The sequence below is a fragment of the Amycolatopsis jiangsuensis genome (assembly GCF_014204865.1).
Taxonomy (GTDB): domain Bacteria; phylum Actinomycetota; class Actinomycetes; order Mycobacteriales; family Pseudonocardiaceae; genus Amycolatopsis; species Amycolatopsis jiangsuensis.
Genome location: NZ_JACHMG010000001.1, coordinates 646,865 through 665,216, shown reverse-complemented (window position 1 = coordinate 665,216; position 18,352 = coordinate 646,865). Strand labels below are relative to the sequence as shown.

Genomic DNA, 18,352 nt, shown 5'->3' with positions numbered 1-18,352 from the left:
GATCATGCTCCTTTCTTCAGCGCGGTGGCCAGCTTGGGCGCCACCACATCGAGGGCGTACGGGATGCTCAGCACGGACGGGAACGCCATGGCGATCCCGATGGTCTGGTCCAGCGGCACGTACGCGCCACGCTTGACCGCGGGCAGCGACTCGAACAGTGGATTGGCCTCGAACGTGGCCCGCGACGCCGGGCTGTCGTAGCTGATGATGAGCACATCCGCGTCGAGCAGGTCGAGACGTTCGGGTGAGATCTGGGCCCGGCCAGGGGTGGTGGACGAGGGCAGTACAGCGGCTTTCGGGGACAGCTTCAGACCCAGTTGCGAGAAGAAGGTCGCGGCGGCGTCGGCCGTGCTGTTGATGGTGTAGACGCTGTTGGTGGAGACCGGACCGAAGGTGAAGGTCTTCCCGGCGAACTCCGGATGCGCCTTGCCGACACCGTCGATCTTGTCCCGTACCTGCTTCACCAGCGCCGCCGCCTGGTCGGGCTTGCCGAGCGCCGCACCGGTCCGCCGGGTCATCTCCGGCCAGCCGTCCTTGCCCGGGCCGGCCTGGTACCCCAGCGTGGGCGCGATCGAGCTCAGGTTGGACCAGTCGCCGGCCAGGCTGTAGTCGTCGGCGGCGAGGATCAGATCCGGCTTCGCCGCGGCGATCTTCTCCAGCGGCAAACCGCCGTCGGTGACGTAGGCGGTCTCCGTGCCGGAGCGCAGCTTCGCCCAGGGCGCGAGGCCTTTCGCAAACGACTGGTTGCGCACCGACAACACCAGTTCCGCGCCGAGTGCCAGGGCGAGGTCGGTGTCCCGCAGGTATCCGGCCGCCACCACGCGCCGCGGCGGCGCGGCGACCGTGGTGCTGCCCAGCTGCCCCGGCACGGTGACCGGGAAGCCGGGCGTGGACGTCTGTTTCGCCGGGGAAGCGCCGCCGGAACCGCAACCGGCGAGCAGCAGGGACGCGCCGGCGGTACCGGACAGAAAACCGCGGCGGGACAGGCTCATGGGGACTCCTCGGGGTCGGCAGGCAACGCTGACGCGCCGGTTAGCTTAGCCTAACCACGCCTGCCGCCCCGTCAGCCGGACCACGACTTCGCACCACGACCCCGGACGAAGACCCCGGACCACGGGCCCGGAGCCGGCGCCCGGCTCACCGGAGAAGCCGGACGCCGGCCGCGGAGATCCGCGCCCGGGAATCTCCGCTCGCCGCCGGGAGGATCACCGTCCACCCGGCGCCGGTGCGCGGGGAGCTCAGCTCACGTGCACGTAGTCGACCACGAGCTGCTGCGGGAACTGGGTGTTGCCGTCCGGGTCACCCGGCCAGTCACCGCCCACCGCGAGGTTGAGGATCAGGAAGAACGGGTGGTCGTACACCCACTGGTTGCCGTTCAGGTCCGCCGGAGTGCGGGTCTGGTAGGCGTTGCCGTCGACCGACCAGACGATCTTGCCGTCCGTCCAGTCCACCGCGTAGGTGTGGAAGTCGTCGGAGAAGTTCGGGCCGTCGTACGGCGCGCCGATCCCGCCGGCGCCGGAGTAGCCGGGGCCGTGGATGGTGCCGTGCACGGTGTTCGGCTCCTTGCCGATGTTCTCCACCACGTCGATCTCGCCGTCGCCGGGCCAGTTGGCGCCGCCGAGCATCCAGAACGCGGGCCACATGCCCTGCCCGCGCGGCAGCTTCATGCGGACCTCGATGTGCCCGCCGTTCGTGGAGAACTTGCCCGAGGTGTTGAGCCGCGCGGAGGTGTACTCGCACGGGCCGTACCAGCAGGTGTTGCCCGACGATTCCTTCTTCGCGGTGATCACGAGGTGGCCCTCGCCGTCCAGCGCCGCGTTCGCCGCGCCGTCGGTGTACCACTGCCGTTCGTGGTTGTTGCCGCTGTTGTCGCCGGTTTCGTAGGTCCACTTCGAGCCGTCGGCGGGCGATCCGGCCGCGCCGTCGAAATCATCGGAGAACGCGGCCGCGGGCGCGGCGGAGGCGGAGGTGGACAGCGGCGCGAAAGCGAGCGCGCTGACCACCGACAGGGCGGCGGGGATCGCGAGCAGCCGCCACCGGGCAGGGGACTGGGGAGACTTCATTGTCGGCATCCCTCATCACTCGAGGGGCGGCCTGGCGGCGCCACCCCGGGTTTTGTTGTGGATGGCAACAAAGTATGCCCGCGCGCCCGCCCACCGGCAAGCCGGAACGTGAGATAATTTCCGACGCTCAGCCTTCCGCGGCCGGGTGCTCCGCCCACCGGCCATCGGCGACCGATCGACCCTGCACCGCCGCGGCTTCCGCGGTCAGCCCGCCCGCCGGAGCCTCCTCGGCCAGCCACAGCACCCCGCTCGGCGGGAGTTGCAGCACCGCCGACGCGGGGAGACCGTGCCAAGCGTCCGTGGTGGCCTCGACCGCGCCCAGGTTGCCGACGCCGGATCCGCCGAACGCCTCGGAGTCGGTGTTGAGCACCTCGCTCCAGCGACCGGCCGAGGGCAGGCCCACCCGGTAGTCGTGGTGCGGGACGCCGGCGAAGTTCGCGATGCAGGCGAGCCGCGAACCGTCCGCGCCGATCCGCAGGAAGCTCAGCACGTTGCCGCCCGAATCGTTCGCGTCGATCCAGCGGAAGCCCTCGGAGTCCACGTCCGCGCTGAACAACGCCGCTGTGCCGCGGTAGACCCGGTTCAGCTGCCGGGTCAGGTCCCGCACCCCGCGATGCACCGGCGACTCCAGGAGATGCCAGTCCAGGGAACGGGATTCCGACCATTCGCGCGGCTGGCCGAACTCGCCGCCCATGAACAGCAGCTGCTTTCCCGGATGCGCCCACATGAAGGCCAGCAGCGCGCGCAGCCCTGCCGCCTTGTTCCAGTCGTCGCCCGGCATCCGTTCCCACAGCGAACCCTTGCCGTGCACCACTTCGTCGTGCGAAAGCGGCAGCACGAAGTTCTCGGTCCAGGCGTACACCAGCGAGAAGGTCATCTCGTTGTGGTGGTAGGCCCGGTGGATGGGTTCGTGGCCCAGGTACCGGAGCGTGTCGTGCATCCAGCCCATGTTCCACTTGAAGCCGAACCCGAGCCCGCCCAGATGCGTCGGCCGGGTCACCCCGGGCCACGCGGTGGACTCCTCGGCCACCATCACCACGCCCGGGTGTCGCTTGTAGACGGTCGCGTTCAGTTCCTGCAGGAACCGCACCGCGTCGAGGTTTTCCCGGCCGCCGTACTCGTTCGGCAGCCACTCCCCCTCGTTGCGGGAGTAGTCCAGGTACAGCATCGAGGCGACGGCGTCCACGCGCAGACCGTCGAGGTGGAACTCCTCCAGCCAGAACAACGCGTTCGCGACGAGGAAGTTGCGCACCTCGTTACGGCCGAAGTTGAACACCAGCGTGCCCCAGTCCGGCTGCTCCCCGCGGCGCGGATCCTCGTGTTCGTACAGCGGGCTGCCGTCGAACCGGGCCAGTGCCCAGGCGTCGCGCGGGAAGTGCGCGGGCACCCAGTCCACCAGCACGCCGATCCCCCGCCGGTGCAGGCGGTCGACCAGGTACCGGAAGTCGTCCGGCGACCCGAACCGCGCGGTCGGCGCGTAGTACGAGGTCACCTGGTAGCCCCAGGATCCACCGAACGGATGCTCGGACACCGGCAGGAACTCCACGTGCGTGAAGCCGGTTTCCTCGACGTAGTCCGCGAGCTGGTCGGCCAGCTCGCGATAGCCGAGCCCGGGCCGCCACGAGCCGAGATGCACCTCGTAGACGCTCATCGGCGCGTCCGCCCACTGGGTCGCCTCGCGCCGCGCGACCCACTCGTCGTCGCCCCAGGTGTAGGCCGACTCGGTCACCCTGGACGCGGTCGCGGGCGGCACCTCGGTGGCGAACGCCATCGGATCGGCCTTCTCGTGCCACTGCCCGTCCGCGCCGAGGATGCGGAACTTGTAGCACGCGCCGGTTTCCACCTCCGGCACGAACAGCTCCCACACCCCGGACGATCCGAGCGACCGCATCGGATGCCCGCGGCCCTCCCAGGCGTTGAAGTCGCCGATCACCCGTACCCCGCGCGCGGTCGGCGCCCACACCGCGAACGAGACGCCGCGGACGGTGCCCCCGGGGGTGTCGTAGCTGCGCACGCGGGCGCCCAGGACGTCCCACAGCCGCTCGTGCCGGCCTTCGCCGATCAGGTGCAGGTCGAGCTCACCGACCGTGGGCAGCCAGCGGTACGGATCGTCGGTCACCACCGTCTGCCCGTGGTGCTCGGCCTCGATCCGGTAGTCGCCGGGGTGCTCGGGCAGCGTGGCGGCGAACAGCGCGTCGGCCACCCGCTCCAGCGGGTACCGGTGCCCGCCGGCGAGCACCGCGACGGACTCCGCACCCGGCCGCAGCACGCGCGCGACCACGCCCCCGTCCACCGCGTGCACACCCAGCACCATGTGCGGATCGTGATGCGAACCGGACAGCAGCCGGTCGATGTCCTGGGGGGACGGTGCCGCTGCGGGCAGATCCCGGGGAACCGTGTTCACGGGGTCATTCACCTCCATCGGTACTGCGGGCGATCGCCGCCAGCGGCACGGCGAGCCAGTCCGGCCGGTTCGCGTGCTCGTAGGCGACCTCGTACACCGCTTTGTCGAGTTCGAAGGCACGCAGCAGCGTCGCGTGCGCCAGCGGATCGCCGACCGGACCCTCGGCCCCGGCGTACCCGGTGCGGAAGGCGGCGCGGTTGCGCCGTGCCCATTCCAGCGCGCGGGCGACCTGCTCCGGTTCCTGTTCGACCGCACCGACGAGCAGCTGCTGCGCGGCGTAGTCGAAGGAGCGCAGCATGCCCGCGACATCACGCAGCGGCGAGCGCAACGCGTGTCGCTCGTGGACCGGAGCGGCCGGTTCGCCCTCGAAGTCCAGCAGCAGCCAGCCACCGACAGTGCGCAGCACCTGGCCGAGATGCAGATCGCCGTGCACGTACTGCATCGACACCGGCGGCAGCTGCGCCGACCGCACCGCTTCGAACGCCGCGCGCAACGCCGGCACGTGCGGGACCAGCTGCGGCACCGTCGCGGCCACCCGGTCCAGCCGCTCGTTCATCGCGCGCACCGTGCGGTCCAGCTCGTCCCGGTCCACCGGCGTGGTGCCGAGCGCCCCGGCCAGATCCGCGTGCACCTCGGCGACGGCGGCGCCGAGGCGCTCGGCTTCCCCGGCGAAGTCACCGCCGGCCTCGTCCGGATGCCGGTCCGCATCGGCCAGCAGATCCCGCACGCTCGTGGTCGCCATGGCCCAGCCGTCCACCGCGTCCGGCAGGTACTCCTGCAGCATCCCGATCGTGGCCGGCTTTCCGGCCAGCTCGCCGGTGATCGAGCCGACCACCCGCGCGACGTGCGCGCAGCCGGCGGACTGCAGCGCCCGGTGCAGCAGCAGATCCTTGTTCGTGCCCGGGCTGAGCTTGCGGAACAGCTTGAGGATGTACTGCCCGCCGTAGACGAGCGAGGTGTTGCTCTGCTCGGCGGTGATCGGCCGCGCCCGCAGCCCCGCGGTGAGCGTCTCCCCCGGTTCGGGCTCGAACGTCACCGCGCCGATCCGCGTTCCCGAGGCGATCGCCTCGAGCAGCATCGCGGTGAGGTCCGCGTCGCCACTCGCCTCGTACAGCCCGGTGTCCTCGCCCAGCCACGCCGTGGACGGGACTTCCGGCGGCTGCGACCGGCGACCGAGCAACAGCTGGTAGGCCTCGGTGCGATCGCCCTGGACCACGTCCACGACCACGTGCAGCAGCAGGGGATCGCCCTCGACCAGCACGGTGGGCTCGTGCGGGCGGACGGCGTCGATCGGCCGGTCCTTGCCCGCGAACCAGCGCTGCCCCGGCAGCCACGCCGCCAGCGGTCCGGCCAGACCGTCCGGGAGCCCGTGCTCGGTCACTGCGACCACCTCACTCCTCCGGTTCGAGCAGCTGGAACCAGTAGAACCCGTGCCCGGGCAGGGTGAGCAGGTAGGGCAGCTCGCCGATGTCCGGGAACCGCACGCCGCCGGTCAGCTCCACCGGCGTGGCCCCGCGGTGCCCGGACAGGTCGAGCTCCACCGGCTGCGGGAAACGCGACAGGTTGTTCACGCACACCACCACGTCCTCGCGTCCGTCCGGGCGACGCCAGTGCCGCTGGTAGGCCAGCACACTCGGGTTCGATCCGCCGAGGTCGACGAACTCGCCGTGGGCGAACGCCTGGTGCTGCTTGCGCACCTCGATCATCCGCCGCGTCCAGTTCAGCAGCGAGGACGCGTTCTCGGCCTGCGCCTCGACGTTCAGCGCCTGGTAGCCGTAGACCGGATCCATGATCACCGGCAGGTAGATCCGGCCGGGATCGCACGAGGAGAAGCCGGCGTTGCGGTCCGGTGTCCACTGCATCGGCGTCCGCACCGCGTCGCGGTCGCCGAGCCAGATGTTGTCGCCCATGCCGATCTCGTCGCCGTAGTACAGCACCGGCGACCCCGGCAGCGACAGCAGCATCGCGGTGAACAGCTCCTGCTGGTTGCGGTCGTTGTCCAGCAGCGGCGCCAGCCGGCGGCGGATGCCGATGTTCGCCTTCATCCGCGGGTCCTTGGCGTACTCGGAGTACATGTAGTCCCGCTCTTCGTCGGTGACCATCTCCAAGGTGAGCTCGTCGTGGTTGCGCAGGAAGATGCCCCACTGCGTACCGGACGGGATCCGCGGTGTCTGCAGCAGGATCTCCGAGATCGGGAACCGCGATTCGCGGCGCACCGCCATGAAGATCCGCGGCATCAGCGGAAAGTGGAACGCCATGTGGCACTCGTCCCCGCCGACCTCGGCGTCACCGAAGTACTCCACCACGTCCGAGGGCCACTGGTTCGCCTCGGCCAGCAGGATCCGGCCAGGGAACTCGTCGTCGACCACCTTGCGGCAGCGTTTGAGGAACTCGTGCGTGCGCGGCAGGTTCTCGCAGTTGGTGCCCTCCTGCTCGAACAGGTAGGGCACCGCGTCCAGCCGGAACCCGTCGATGCCCAGATCGAGCCAGAACCGCAGCACGTCCAGCATGGCTTCCTGGACGGTCTCGTTCTCGTAGTTCAGGTCCGGCTGGTGGGTGAAGAACCGGTGCCAGTAGAACTGCCCGCGCACCGGATCGTAGGTCCAGTTCGAGGTTTCGGTGTCCACGAAGATGATCCGCGCGTCCGCGTAGCGGGAATCGTCGTCACTCCACACGTAGTAGTCGCCGTACGGGCCGTCCGGGTCCGAACGCGACTGCTGGAACCACGGGTGCTGGTCCGAGGTGTGGTTGAGCACCAGGTCGGTGATCACCCGGATGCCGCGGCGGTGCGCCTCGTCGAGCAGGTAGACGAAGTCCTCCACGGTGCCGAACTCCGGCAGCACCGCACGGAAGTCACTGATGTCGTACCCACCGTCGCGCAGCGGCGAAGCGTAGAACGGCGGCAGCCACAGGCAGTCCACGCCGAGCCATTCGAGATAGTCCAGCCGGCCGGCCAGCCCGCGCAGGTCCCCGGTCCCGTCCCCGTTCGAATCGGTGAACGCGCGGACCAGGACCTCGTAGAACACCGCACCCTTGAACCATTCCGGGTTCCGCGGCGCCGCGTGCGCGTGCCCGAAGTCGTCGGCCTGCGGTTCCACCAGCATGCCGTCCGAGGTCACCGCCTCGCCGGTGTGCGGTACGTCCGCCAGTCCCGGAACCGCTCCGGGCCGGCTCTGTTCGTCCATCTCCGTTCCACCTCGTCCTGCTCACCGGGTACGTTCGATCGTCCCTGCCGCGCCGCGCGCCTGCAGGGTGGCCGGCGGGATCCGCCGTTCAGTCCGCCAGCCGGCGGCGCAGCGACACCACGTGGGCCACGACCCGCCACGGCTCGAGCCGCACGAAGTTCGCCTGGCCCCAGTCCCAGGTGTCGCCGGTGACCTCGTCGTGCGCGATCAGCCGCTCCGGCCAGTCGAAGCCGAGGGCGGGCAGGTCGAGCCAGAGGGTGCCCTCCCGCGCGCCGTGCGGATCGAGGTTCACGACCGTGACCACGGTGTCGCCGGTCGCCGGGTCCTGCTTCGAGTAGGCGATCAGCGCGTCGTTGTCGACGTGGTGGAACCGCAGCGACCGCATGCCCTGCAGCGCCGGATGCGCGCGGCGGATCGCGTTGAGCCGGGCGAGCCACGGCTCCAGCGACCGGCCCTGCGCGAGCGCGCCGGCGAAGTCCCGCGGGCGCAGCTGGTACTTCTCCGAGTCGAGGTACTCCTCGCTGCCGGGGCGGACCGGCTCGCTCTCGAACAGCTCGTAGCCGGAGTAGACACCCCAGGTCGGCGACATCGTGGCGGCCAGCGCGGCCCGCAGCGCGAACATGCCCGGCCCGCCGTGCTGCAGGGATTCGTGCAGGATGTCCGGGGTGTTGACGAACAGGTTCGGCCGGCCCTCGTCGACGTGCTCGAGCAGGTCGACGCCGAACTCGACCAGCTCCTCCTTGGTGGTCCGCCAGGTGAAGTAGGTGTAGCTCTGGGTGAAGCCGAGTTTCGCCAGTCCCCACAGCCGCGCGGGGCGGGTGAACGCCTCGGCCAGGAACAGCACGTCCGGATGCGCGTCCTTGACCGACTGGATCAGCCAGGTCCAGAAGTCCGGCGGTTTGGTGTGCGGATTGTCCACCCGGAAGATGCGCACCCCGTGCGACACCCAGTGCAGCACCACGCGCAGGACCTCGTCGTAGATCCCGCGCGGGTCGTTGTCGAAGTTGACCGGGTAGATGTCCTGGTACTTCTTCGGCGGGTTCTCCGCGTAGGCGATGCTGCCGTCCGGGCGCGTGGTGAAGAACTCCGGGTACTTGAGCACCCACGGGTGGTCCGGCGCGGCCTGCAGGGCGAGATCGAGCGCGACCTCCATGCCGAGCTCACCGGCCCGCGCGACGAACGCGTCGAAGTCCTCGATCGTGCCCAGCCGCGGATGCACCGCGTCGTGCCCGCCCTCGTCGGCGCCGATCGCCCACGGCGAGCCGACGTCGTCCGGGGTCGCGTGCAGAGTGTTGTTGGGCCCCTTGCGGTTCACCCGGCCGATCGGGTGCACCGGGGGCAGGTAGACCACGTCGAAGCCCATGCCGGCGATCCGGTCCAGCTCCCGCGTGGCGGTGCCGAACGTGCCGTGCACCGCACGGGCATCGGCGTCCACCCCGCCGGTGGAGCGCGGGAAGAACTCGTACCAGGATCCGAACGCGGCACGGCGGCGGTCGACCCACAGCTTGAGCGTGCGTCCCTTGGTGATCAGCTCGCGCACCGGGAACTCGTGCATGATCTGCCGGACCTCCGGCGACAGCGCCGGCCCGACCCGCTCGGCCAGTGCGCGGTCCTGCGCACGCAGCGCGGCGGCGGCACCGGCCAGCAACGCGCGTTCGGCGCGGCGGTCCGGACGGCGGGAAACGCGGTCCAGCAGCCGGGCGCCGGTCTCCAGGTCGTTGGCGAGCTCGTCCGGCCCCTGCCCGGCGCCGATCTTCACCTCGGCCGTGTGCTCCCAGGTGGTCCACGGGTCACTCCACGCGTCGACCCGGTAGGTCCACATCCCCTCGGCGTCGGGCACCAGCACCGCGCCGAACCGGTCGAGGCCGTGGCCCTGTTCGGTCATCCGCGTCTGCCGGGAGACCCGGTCGCCGGGACCACGCCAGGACACCGTGGCGGCGACCGCGTCGTGGCCCTCCCGCCAGACCGTGGCCGTGACCGGGAAGTGTTCTCCCACAACGGCTTTGGCCGGGTAACGGGCGCAGCTGACGGTGGGCCTGACATCGTCGATCCCGAGCCGGCCGGACATGGCAACGCCCCTTTTTTTCCCTTGATCGGACTGTGCGGACGCGAGCACGCTCAGTGTGCCTGATTCCCGGAAAGCCCTTGACAGCGGGGCCTTTCCCGTTCCCGGGTACCACCCGGTCGGGCGAACGAAACCACGTCCGGGCGACAACCAGGCGAATTTTCGGGCGACGCGGGGCTTTCCGTGCCTTTTCGCGCCTGTCCGGGGCTAGCCCGGCGGCGGGGCTTCCGGGGTCTCGAGCAGATCCCGCGGCGCGCGCAGAAGCTGCAGTGACCGGGCTTCCACGCGAATGGTCGCCTTCGGCTCCAGCACGCCCGGGGTCGCCGGGCTGCCGTCCGCGGTCCCGGTGTCCAGCGTCGGCTTGAACGTCTCGCCGTATTCCGGCCCGGGCAGCACCACGTCCACCGGCTCGTCACCCGCATGGAGGACCAGCAGCCACGAATGATCGGTCACCAGCGCGCCGTCGCGGTTGCGGGCCTGGCTGTTCGACCCGTCGATCCACATGCACAGCGTGCGCCGCTCCTCGTCGAACCAGTCGAGGCCGTCGAACTCCTCACCGTCCGGGCGGAACCAGACGAGATCGGGTTTGCCGGTGGGCGTGGTGCGGCCCTCGAAGAACTCCGGCTGGCGCAGCGCGGGACTCTCCGCACGCAGCCGCACCACCCGCCGGGTGAAGGCGAGGATCGGCACCGACGCCTCCGGCGGGGTCCAGTCGAGCCAGGACGTCTCGTCGTCGAGGCAGTAGGCGTTGTTGTTGCCGTGCTGGGTGCGCCACATCTCGTCGCCCGCGGTGAGCATCGGCGTGCCGGTGGACAGCAGGAGGGTGGCGAGCAGGTTGCGGGCCTGGCGGGCACGCAGCGTGGCGATCGCCTCGTCCTCGGTCTCCCCCTCCGCGCCGTGGTTCCAGGAGCGGTTGTCGGTGGTCCCGTCGCGGTTGTCCTCGCCGTTGGCCTCGTTGTGCTTTTCGTTGTACGACACCAGATCCCGCAGGGTGAACCCGTCGTGCGCGGTCACGAAGTTGATCGACTGCCACGGACGGCGCAGGTTGTGGTCGTACAGGTCGGACGAGCCTGAGAGCCGGTAGGCGAGGTCGCGCACGCCGGTGGCCCCGCGCCAGAAGTCGCGCACGGTGTCGCGGTAACGGCCGTTCCATTCCGCCCACTGCGGGCCGAAGCCGCCGACCTGGTAACCCTCCGCGGTCGCGTCCCACGGCTCGGCGATCAGCTTGCACCGCGACAGCACCGGGTCGGTGGTGATGGCGGTGACCATCGCGGACTCGCGGTCGAACCCGCCTCCGCCCGGCCGGCCCAGCGTGCTGGCCAGGTCGAACCGGAAACCGTCCACGCCCAGCTCGTGGGTCCAGTACCGCAGGGAGTCGGTGACCAGCCGGATCACCGCGGGCGAACCGGCGTCGAGGGTGTTGCCGCAGCCGGTCAGGTCGGCCATCTGCCCCCGGCGGCTGTGCAGGTAGTAGGCGGGCGCGTCGAGCCCGCGCAGGGACAGCGTGGGCCCGTCCGGGCCGCCCTCGCAGGTGTGGTTGAACACCACGTCGAGGATCACCTCGATCCCGGCCGTGTGCAGGGCGGCCACCATCGTGCGGAACTCCTCGACCTCCCGGCCGGGCTCACTGGCGTAGGCCGGATGCGGGGCGAAGTAGCCCAGCGGCGAGTAGCCCCAGTAGTTGTGCCGCCCGGCGTGGATCAGCGCGGGCTCGTCGGCGTAGGCGTGCACCGGCAGCAGCTCCACCCCGGTCACGCCGAGCCTGCTCAGGTGCTCGATCGCCACCGGGTGGGCAAGGCCGAGGTAGGTGCCGCGCAGCTGTTCCGGGATGAACGGGTGCTGCGCGGTGAACCCCTTGACGTGCACCTCGTAGAGCACCGACTCCTCGAACGGGATCTCCGGTTTGGTCCCGGTCTCCGGGCCACCGGGCGAGGTGACCACCGACAGCGGCACGCTGCCGAGCGAGTCCACAGTGGACGCCGGGCCGCGGTCGGGGTCGCCGGTGAAGCCCTGCGCGGCGGCCAGGTCGGTGAGCCCTCCGGTGATCCGGTGCGCGTAGGGATCCACGAGCAGCTTCGCCGGATTGCAGCGCAGGCCGCGGGCCGGCTCGTACGGACCGTGCACCCGGTAGCCGTAGCGCTGGCCGACGGTGACGCCGGGGACCAGCCCGTGCCACACGCCGAAGGTGCGCTCGGTCAGCTCGATCCGCCGCTCCGCGCCGTCCTCGCCGATCAGGCAGACCTCGACCGCGTCGGCCACCGCCGAGGTGACCGCGAAGCGGACGCCGCCGGCCTCCGGGTGGGCGCCGAGCGGGAACGGGCGGCCGGCGAGGACCTGGGTGTCGGATGCGGGTCGGGTAGCCATGGCCCGATCCTTCCAAATCCGGCGCCGCACCGGCTCCGGCGCACGGTGGAACTTTCCCTCGCCGGCCTCCGGTTCTGCCCCGTTCAGCCCGTACTGACCAGCACGAACGAGTGCGCGGGCAGCCGGGCCGAAGATCCTTCCGGGCCGGGCGCGCCCCAGGCCGCCAGCAGCTCGCCCGCCGTCCCGGCCAGTGGGACGGTGACCGGCTCCGCGCCGAAGTTGCAGGCCAGCCGCAACGCATCGCGGTGCAGCACCAGCCACGACCCGTCCGGCGCCGTCTCCACCACCACCTCCGACAGCCGCGGATCGGCCAGCTCGGGCCGCTCCCTGCGGAGCCGGATCAGCGTCCGGTACAGCTCGAGGATCTCCCGATGGCCGTCGGCGCCCGGTTCGGACCAGTCGAGCCGGGAACGGACGACGGTCGCCGGATCCATCGGGTCCGGCACGTCCTCGGCGGCCCAGCCGTGCCGCGAGAACTCGCGGCGGCGTCCGGTGCGGACCGCCTCGGCCAGCTCGGGGTCCGGGAACGAGGCGAAGAACTGCCAGGGCGTGCTCGCCGCCCACTCCTCCCCCATGAACACCATCGGCGTGTACGGCGAGCAGAAGACCACCGCAGCGCCACAGGCAAGCAGGCCGGCGGGCACGGTCGCGGACAGCCGATCGCCGGCCGCGCGGTTGCCGATCTGGTCGTGGTCCTGCAGGTAGGCCAGGAACCGGTGGCCCGGCAGCACGCGGGTGTCCACCGGACGGCCGTGTGTGCGCTCGCGGAACGACGACCAGGTCCCGGTGTGGAAGAACACCTCGCGCAGGGTTTTCGCCAGTGCGTCCGGCGCGGCGAAATCCGGGTAGTAGCCCGTGGTTTCGCCGGTGAGCCGCACGTGCAGAGCGTGGTGCAGGTCGTCGGACCACTGCGCGTGCAGTCCGTAGCCGCCGCCGTCGCGGCTGGTGACCAGCTTCGGGTCGTTCAGGTCGGACTCGGCGATCAGCGTGAGCGGACGGCCGAGTGTCGTGGACAGGGCCTCGACCTCGACCGACAACTCCTCCAGCAGATGCGTGGCGCACTTGTCCACGAGTGCGTGCACCGCGTCGAGCCGCAGCCCGTCCACGTGGAAATCCCGCAGCCAGCCCAGCGCGTTGTCCAGCACGTACCGGCGTACCTCGTCCGATCCGGGACCGTCGAGGTTCAGTCCGGCACCCCAGTCGGTGCGGCCGGCGAAGTACGGGCCGAACCGGTCCAGGTACGCACCCGACGGACCGAGGTGGTTGTACACGACGTCGAGCAGCACGGCGAGACCGCGCCCGTGGCAGGCGTCGACGAACCGCTTGAGCCCGTCCGGGCCGCCGTAGGGCTCGTGCACCGCACCCCACAGGACACCGTCGTAGCCCCAGCCGGCGACACCGTCGAAGGAGTTCACCGGAAGCAGCTCGACATGCGTCACGCCGAGGTCGGCGAGGTGGTCCAGCCGTTCGATCGCCGTGTCGAACGTGCCGCCCGCGGTGAAGGTGCCCAGATGCAGTTCGTAGATGACGCCGCCGGGCAGCTGCCGCCCGGTCCAGGAGCGGTCGGTCCAGCCGAACTCGCCGTGGTCGTACACCCGGGACTGCTCGTGCACTCCGTGCGGCTGGCGCAGTGACCGCGGATCCGGTAGCGGACGGTCGTCGTCGCCGAGCAGGAACGCGTACTCGGTCCCGGTGACCTCCGCCTGCCACCACCCGCCCGCACCCGCGGCCATCTCGTGCTCGGTGCCGTCCACCCGCACCCGCACCCGGTCGGCTTCGGGGGCCCATACGGTGAACATCAGGAGTCCTCCCGGACCAGCAGGGCCACCGGGTACCGGTCGAACAACGCCGCCGCACGCGGCGCGTCGCCGACCGCGCGGCCGGTGAGCACGTCGGTCCACCCGCCGTCCCGCAGCGGCAGCACGGTGTCGCGCCAGCCACCCGAGCGCTCCAGGCCGAGCGGCAACCGGGTCACCGCCACGGTCAGCCGTTCGCCTCGTTCGAACGCGAGCAGGTGATCGGCGGCAGCGCCCTCGGCGTGCAGCGGGCGGTACCCGGTGAACAACTCCGGCCGGTCCCGGCGCAAGGTCAGGGCCCGGTGCACGACGAGGAGTTTCGCCGCGCCGGACTCGTCGATCCCGGGCTGTTCCCCGGCCCGCACGCGGGCCAGGATCTCCCGCCGCACCGAATAGTCGACCGCACGCCGGTTGTCCGGATCGACCAGCGAGTGGTCCCACAGCTCGGTGCCCTGGTAGACGTCCGGCACCCCGGGCCCGGCCAGCTGCACCAGCTTCTGGCCGAGCGAGTTCGACCAGCCCGCGCCGCGAACCCGCGCGACGAAGGCTTCGACGTCGGCGGCCAGCTCCGCGTCGCCCAGCACCTCGTCCGGCCACGCCGCCACGGCCCGTTCGAACTCCTCGTCGTGGTCGGTCCAGGTGGTGCGGAGCTTCGACTCCTTGGCCGCTTTGTCGAGGTAGTCACGCAGCCGCGCGGGAGAGATCGGCCAGGCACCGACCAGGGTCTGCCAGGCCAGCAGGTTCAGCGCCGGCTCGTCGATCCCGCGGCGCGCGGTCCACCGGCGCACCGCGGCGGCGAACTCTTCGGCCACTTCGGACAGCGCGACGAGCCGGGCACGGGTGTCCTCGGACCGTTTCGTGTCGTGCGTGGTCAACGTGGTCATCGTGGCCGGCTGCGCAGCGGCCCGCCCGGTGGCCAGGGTGTGGAAGCCGGCCACGCCCAGGCCGAACCGGTCCGGGCTGCCGCCGACCTCGTTCAGCGCGGCGAAGCGGGTGAACCGGTAGAAGGTGGTGTCCTCGGTGCCCTTCGCGACGACCATGCCGGAGGTCTGCTGGATCCGGGTGGCCAGCTCGCCGTCCGGCGCGCCCCGCACCTGGCTGTCGAGCGCGTCGAACGCCGGGGCCAGCTCCGGGCGCCGCTCGCGGGCACGCGCCACCGCCTCGTCCCAGTGTGCCGCGCCCTCGGGCAGGTACGAGCGGTACGCCGGGAAGGCGATCATCACCTCGGCCACCGCGGCACGGGCCGCGCCGGAGTCGACGCCGCTGCACAGCGCCGCGATCCGGTGCACCTCGGCGACCAGGATCTCGTCGGTCACCAGCCGCCGTGCGCGCTGCTCGACCTCGGCGAAGCCGGTGCGTACACCCTGCTCCGCGGCCAGCCGCGTGAACACCGGCTCCGCGGCCGGATCGGCGAACACACCGGTGATCTCGCGCAGCGCGTCGTATCCGGTGGTCCCGTCCACCGGCCAGCTCTGCGGCACCGCCTCGCCCGGGTGCAGGATCTTCTCGACGACCAGCCACGCCCCCGGCGCGCCGGCCCGCAGCCGGCGCAGGTAGCCGCCGGGATCGGCGAGCCCGTCCGGATGGTCCACGCGCAGGCCGGTCACGTCGCCGTCGGACACCCAGCGCAGCACCTCGCCGTGCGTCTCGGCGAACACCTCGGGCCGTTCCACCGACACCGCCGCGAGGTTCGTGATGTCGAAGAACCGCCGGTAGTTCAGCTCGCGGTTGCCGCGCCGCCAGCCGACGAGCTCGTAATGCTGGCGCGCGTGCACCTCCTGCGGGCTGCCCCCCTCGGTGCCAGGCGCGATCGGGAACCGGTGCTCGTAGTAGCCGAGTTCAGCGCCTTCGGGGCCATCCTCCACGCTCAGCTCGGCCACCGCGGCGTCCTCGCCGAGCACCGGCAGCAACACCCGCCCGCGGCTCCAGTCGATGTCGAAGAAGTTCGCGTACGCCGAGTCACGTCCGTGGCGGAGCACGTCCCACCACCAGCGGTTGGCCTTGGGCACCTCGACGGACATGTGGTTGGGCACGATGTCGACGACGAAGCCCAGCCCGGCCTCTTTCAGCCGCGCGGACAACGCTTTCCGGGCCTGCTCACCGCCCAGCTCGGGACGCGCTTTCGTCGGGTCGGTGACGTCGTACCCGTGCGTGGACCCGGGCGTCGCGTCGAGCACCGGCGACGCGTAGAGCGCGCCGGCACCCAGCTCCCTCAGGTAGTCCACGATCCCGCCGGCGGCCGGAAATCCGAACTCCGGCCGCAACTGCACCCGGTAGGTCGAGGACGGCACACCGGCTGCTTCTCGTGAGTGGCTGCGCCGGTGAGAACCGGCGTCGCCACTCACGCGTCCTCCTCTTTCGCGGTCCGCTGCAGCACGACGAGTGACCGCGCGGGCAGGGTGAACTCGCCCCCGCCTTCGACCGGTTCGGTGCCCTCCCCGCCGACGTCGCCGGTCGCGGTGTCCAGCACGACCGTCCACTCGCGACCGTAACCGTTGCCCGGCAGGGTCACCGGGAGGTCTTCCCAGTAGGCGTTGAAGGCGAGCAGGAACGAGTCGTCGGACACCGGGATGCCGCGGGGATCGAGGTCCGGGATGCCTTCGCCGTTGAGGAAGATCACCAGCGATTTGCCGGCGTCGTCGTCCCAGTTCTGCTCGGTCATCACTTCCCCGGCCGGGGTGAACCAGGCGATGTCGCCCAGTTCCGCGCCCTTGCGCACCGGCTTGCCCTGGAAGAACCGGCGACGCCGGAACACCGGGTGCGCCTTGCGGAACGCGGTCAGCGCGGCGGTGAACTCGACGAGATCGGCATTGTCGGTGACCTGCTCCCAGTCCATCCAGGACAGTTCGGTGTCCTGGCAGTAGGCATTGTTGTTGCCCTGCTGGGTACGGCCCATCTCGTCGCCGTGCAGCAGCATCGGTACGCCTTGGGACAGCAGCACGGTGGCGAGCAGGTTGCGGCGCTGGCGGGCGCGCAGCGTACGCACCTCGGCATCCTCGGTCGGACCCTCGACCCCGCAGTTCCAGGAGCGGTTGTCGTCCGCACCGTCGCGGTTGTCCTCGCCGTTGGCCTCGTTGTGCTTGTCGTTGTAGGACACCAGATCGGTGAGGGTGAAGCCGTCGTGCGCGGTGACGAAGTTGATCGAGGCGAACGGACGGCGCCCGTCGTCCTGGTAGAGGTCCGAGGAACCGCTGATCCGGGACGCGAACTCGCCCAGCGTGGCCGGTTCGCCACGCCAGAAGTCCCGCACCGTGTCGCGGTACTGCCCGTTCCACTCGGTCCAACCGGGCGGGAAGTTGCCCACCTGGTAGCCGCCGGGACCGACGTCCCACGGCTCGGCGATCAGCTTCACCTGGCTCACGATCGGGTCCTGCTGCACCAGGTCGAAAAAGGTGGACAGCCGGTCCACGTCGTAGAACTCGCGGGCCAGCGCGGAGGCGAGGTCGAACCGGAAGCCGTCCACGTGCATTTCGGTGACCCAGTACCGCAGCGAGTCCATGATCAGCTGCAGGGTGTGCGGGTTGCGCACGTTGAGCGAGTTCCCGGTGCCGGTGTAGTCCATGTAGTACTGCGGATCGTCCTCGACCAGCCGGTAGTAGGCCTCGTTGTCGATCCCGCGCATGGACAGCGTCGGGCCGAGATGGTTGCCCTCGGCGGTGTGGTTGTAGACCACGTCGAGGATCACCTCGATGCCGGCCTCGTGCAGGGCCCGGACCATGCCTTTGAACTCGGTCACCTGCCCGCCCTGGCCCGGCATCGCGGCGTACCGGTCGTGCGGGGCGAAGTAGCCGATCGTGTTGTAGCCCCAGTAGTTGCGCAGGCCGCGCTGGTCCAGGGCGTGGTCGGTGACGAACTGGTGCACCGGCATCAGCTCCACCGCGGTGACGCCGAGCTTCTGCAGGTGTTCGACCACTGCCGGATGCGCCAGCCCGGCGTACGTGCCACGCAGCCGTTCGGGCACGAACGGATGCGTCATCGTCATCCCGCGCACATGCGTTTCGTAGATGACCGTCTCGTGATAGGGCGTGCGCGGCGCACGGTCGTCGCCCCAGTCGAAGAACGGGCTGACCACCAGCGAGTACGGCACGTGGCCGGCGGAATCCTCGTCGTTGCGCTGTTCCGGGTCGTCGAAGTGGTAGCCGAACAGCGCCTCGCTCCAGTCGACGCCCCGCGAGAGCGCCTTGGCGTACGGGTCGATCAGCAGCTTGTTCGGGTTGCAACGCAGCCCGCGCTCCGGCTCGTACGGTCCGTGCACGCGGAACCCGTAGCGCTGCCCGTGCCCGATGCCGAGCAGATAGCCGTGGTGCACGAACCCGTCGACCTCCTCCAGCCGGGACCGGGTCTCGGTGCCGTCCTCGTCGTAGAGGCACAGGTCCACGTGCTCGGCGACCTCGGAGAACAACGCGAAGTTGGTCCCCACGCCGTCATAGGTGGCGCCGAGGGGATAGGGCGTTCCTGGCCAGGGCCGCACGGGC

At 70.8% G+C, this 18,352-nt stretch carries 9 protein-coding genes and 1 pseudogene; all 10 read right to left on the bottom strand.

Annotated elements, in window-relative coordinates:
• Positions 1-2: 2 nt before the first annotated feature.
• The 10 genes and pseudogenes from BJY18_RS02800 to glgX (BJY18_RS02755) all read right to left on the bottom strand — a co-directional run bounded on the left by BJY18_RS02800 (position 3) and on the right by glgX (BJY18_RS02755) (position 18,348).
• Positions 3-992: an ABC transporter substrate-binding protein gene (locus BJY18_RS02800; RefSeq protein WP_184777401.1), complete on the bottom strand. Its 990-nt coding sequence runs from the start codon at positions 990-992 to the stop codon at positions 3-5.
• Positions 993-1,241: 249 nt separating this feature from the next.
• Positions 1,242-2,063: pseudogene (locus BJY18_RS02795) on the bottom strand (glycoside hydrolase family 16 protein); the annotation flags it as partial.
• A gap of 127 nt (positions 2,064-2,190) precedes the next feature.
• Entirely contained in the window at positions 2,191-4,485 is a 2,295-nt protein-coding gene (gene glgB / locus BJY18_RS02790; RefSeq protein ID WP_221457522.1) for a 1,4-alpha-glucan branching protein GlgB, read from the bottom strand.
• Positions 4,472-5,848 carry a maltokinase N-terminal cap-like domain-containing protein gene (locus BJY18_RS02785; RefSeq protein ID WP_376774637.1) on the bottom strand — a complete coding sequence of 459 codons (1,377 nt, stop codon included), beginning with the start codon at positions 5,846-5,848 and terminating at the stop codon, positions 4,472-4,474. The genes glgB and BJY18_RS02785 overlap by 14 nt, the downstream gene beginning before the upstream one ends.
• 10 nt (positions 5,849-5,858) lie before the next feature.
• Positions 5,859-7,652, bottom strand: coding sequence for a maltose alpha-D-glucosyltransferase (treS, locus tag BJY18_RS02780; protein ID WP_184777395.1), 1,794 nt, complete (start codon positions 7,650-7,652; stop codon positions 5,859-5,861).
• An 88-nt stretch (positions 7,653-7,740) separates the two neighbouring features.
• Positions 7,741-9,720 (bottom strand): alpha-1,4-glucan--maltose-1-phosphate maltosyltransferase, encoded by a 1,980-nt coding sequence (locus BJY18_RS02775; protein ID WP_184777394.1) that lies wholly within the window; start codon positions 9,718-9,720, stop codon positions 7,741-7,743.
• Positions 9,721-9,924: 204 nt separating this feature from the next.
• Positions 9,925-12,081 carry a glycogen debranching protein GlgX gene (glgX, locus tag BJY18_RS02770; RefSeq protein ID WP_184777392.1) on the bottom strand — a complete coding sequence of 719 codons (2,157 nt, stop codon included), beginning with the start codon at positions 12,079-12,081 and terminating at the stop codon, positions 9,925-9,927.
• Between the two features lie 83 nt (positions 12,082-12,164).
• The gene (gene treZ / locus BJY18_RS02765; RefSeq protein WP_184784376.1) at positions 12,165-13,883 is read right to left on the bottom strand and encodes a malto-oligosyltrehalose trehalohydrolase; all 1,719 of its coding nucleotides are present in this window, start codon (positions 13,881-13,883) and stop codon (positions 12,165-12,167) included.
• Complete coding sequence (gene treY / locus BJY18_RS02760) at positions 13,880-16,168, bottom strand: malto-oligosyltrehalose synthase (protein ID WP_184777390.1); 2,289 nt, start codon at positions 16,166-16,168, stop codon at positions 13,880-13,882. The genes treZ and treY overlap by 4 nt, the downstream gene beginning before the upstream one ends.
• A gap of 50 nt (positions 16,169-16,218) precedes the next feature.
• Positions 16,219-18,348 carry a glycogen debranching protein GlgX gene (gene glgX, locus BJY18_RS02755; protein ID WP_184777388.1) on the bottom strand — a complete coding sequence of 710 codons (2,130 nt, stop codon included), beginning with the start codon at positions 18,346-18,348 and terminating at the stop codon, positions 16,219-16,221.
• Positions 18,349-18,352: the final 4 nt, after the last annotated feature.

Excerpts from the sequence above, each read along its gene's own strand:
- BJY18_RS02800 (WP_184777401.1), bottom strand. The coding sequence starts at position 992 with ATGAGCCTGTCCCGCCGCGGTTTTCTGTCCGGTACCGCCGGCGCGTCC.
- glgB (WP_221457522.1), bottom strand. The coding sequence starts at position 4,485 with ATGGAGGTGAATGACCCCGTGAACACGGTTCCCCGGGATCTGCCCGCA.
- treS (WP_184777395.1), bottom strand. The coding sequence starts at position 7,652 with ATGGACGAACAGAGCCGGCCCGGAGCGGTTCCGGGACTGGCGGACGTA.
- BJY18_RS02775 (WP_184777394.1), bottom strand. The coding sequence starts at position 9,720 with ATGTCCGGCCGGCTCGGGATCGACGATGTCAGGCCCACCGTCAGCTGC.
- glgX (WP_184777392.1), bottom strand. The coding sequence starts at position 12,081 with ATGGCTACCCGACCCGCATCCGACACCCAGGTCCTCGCCGGCCGCCCG.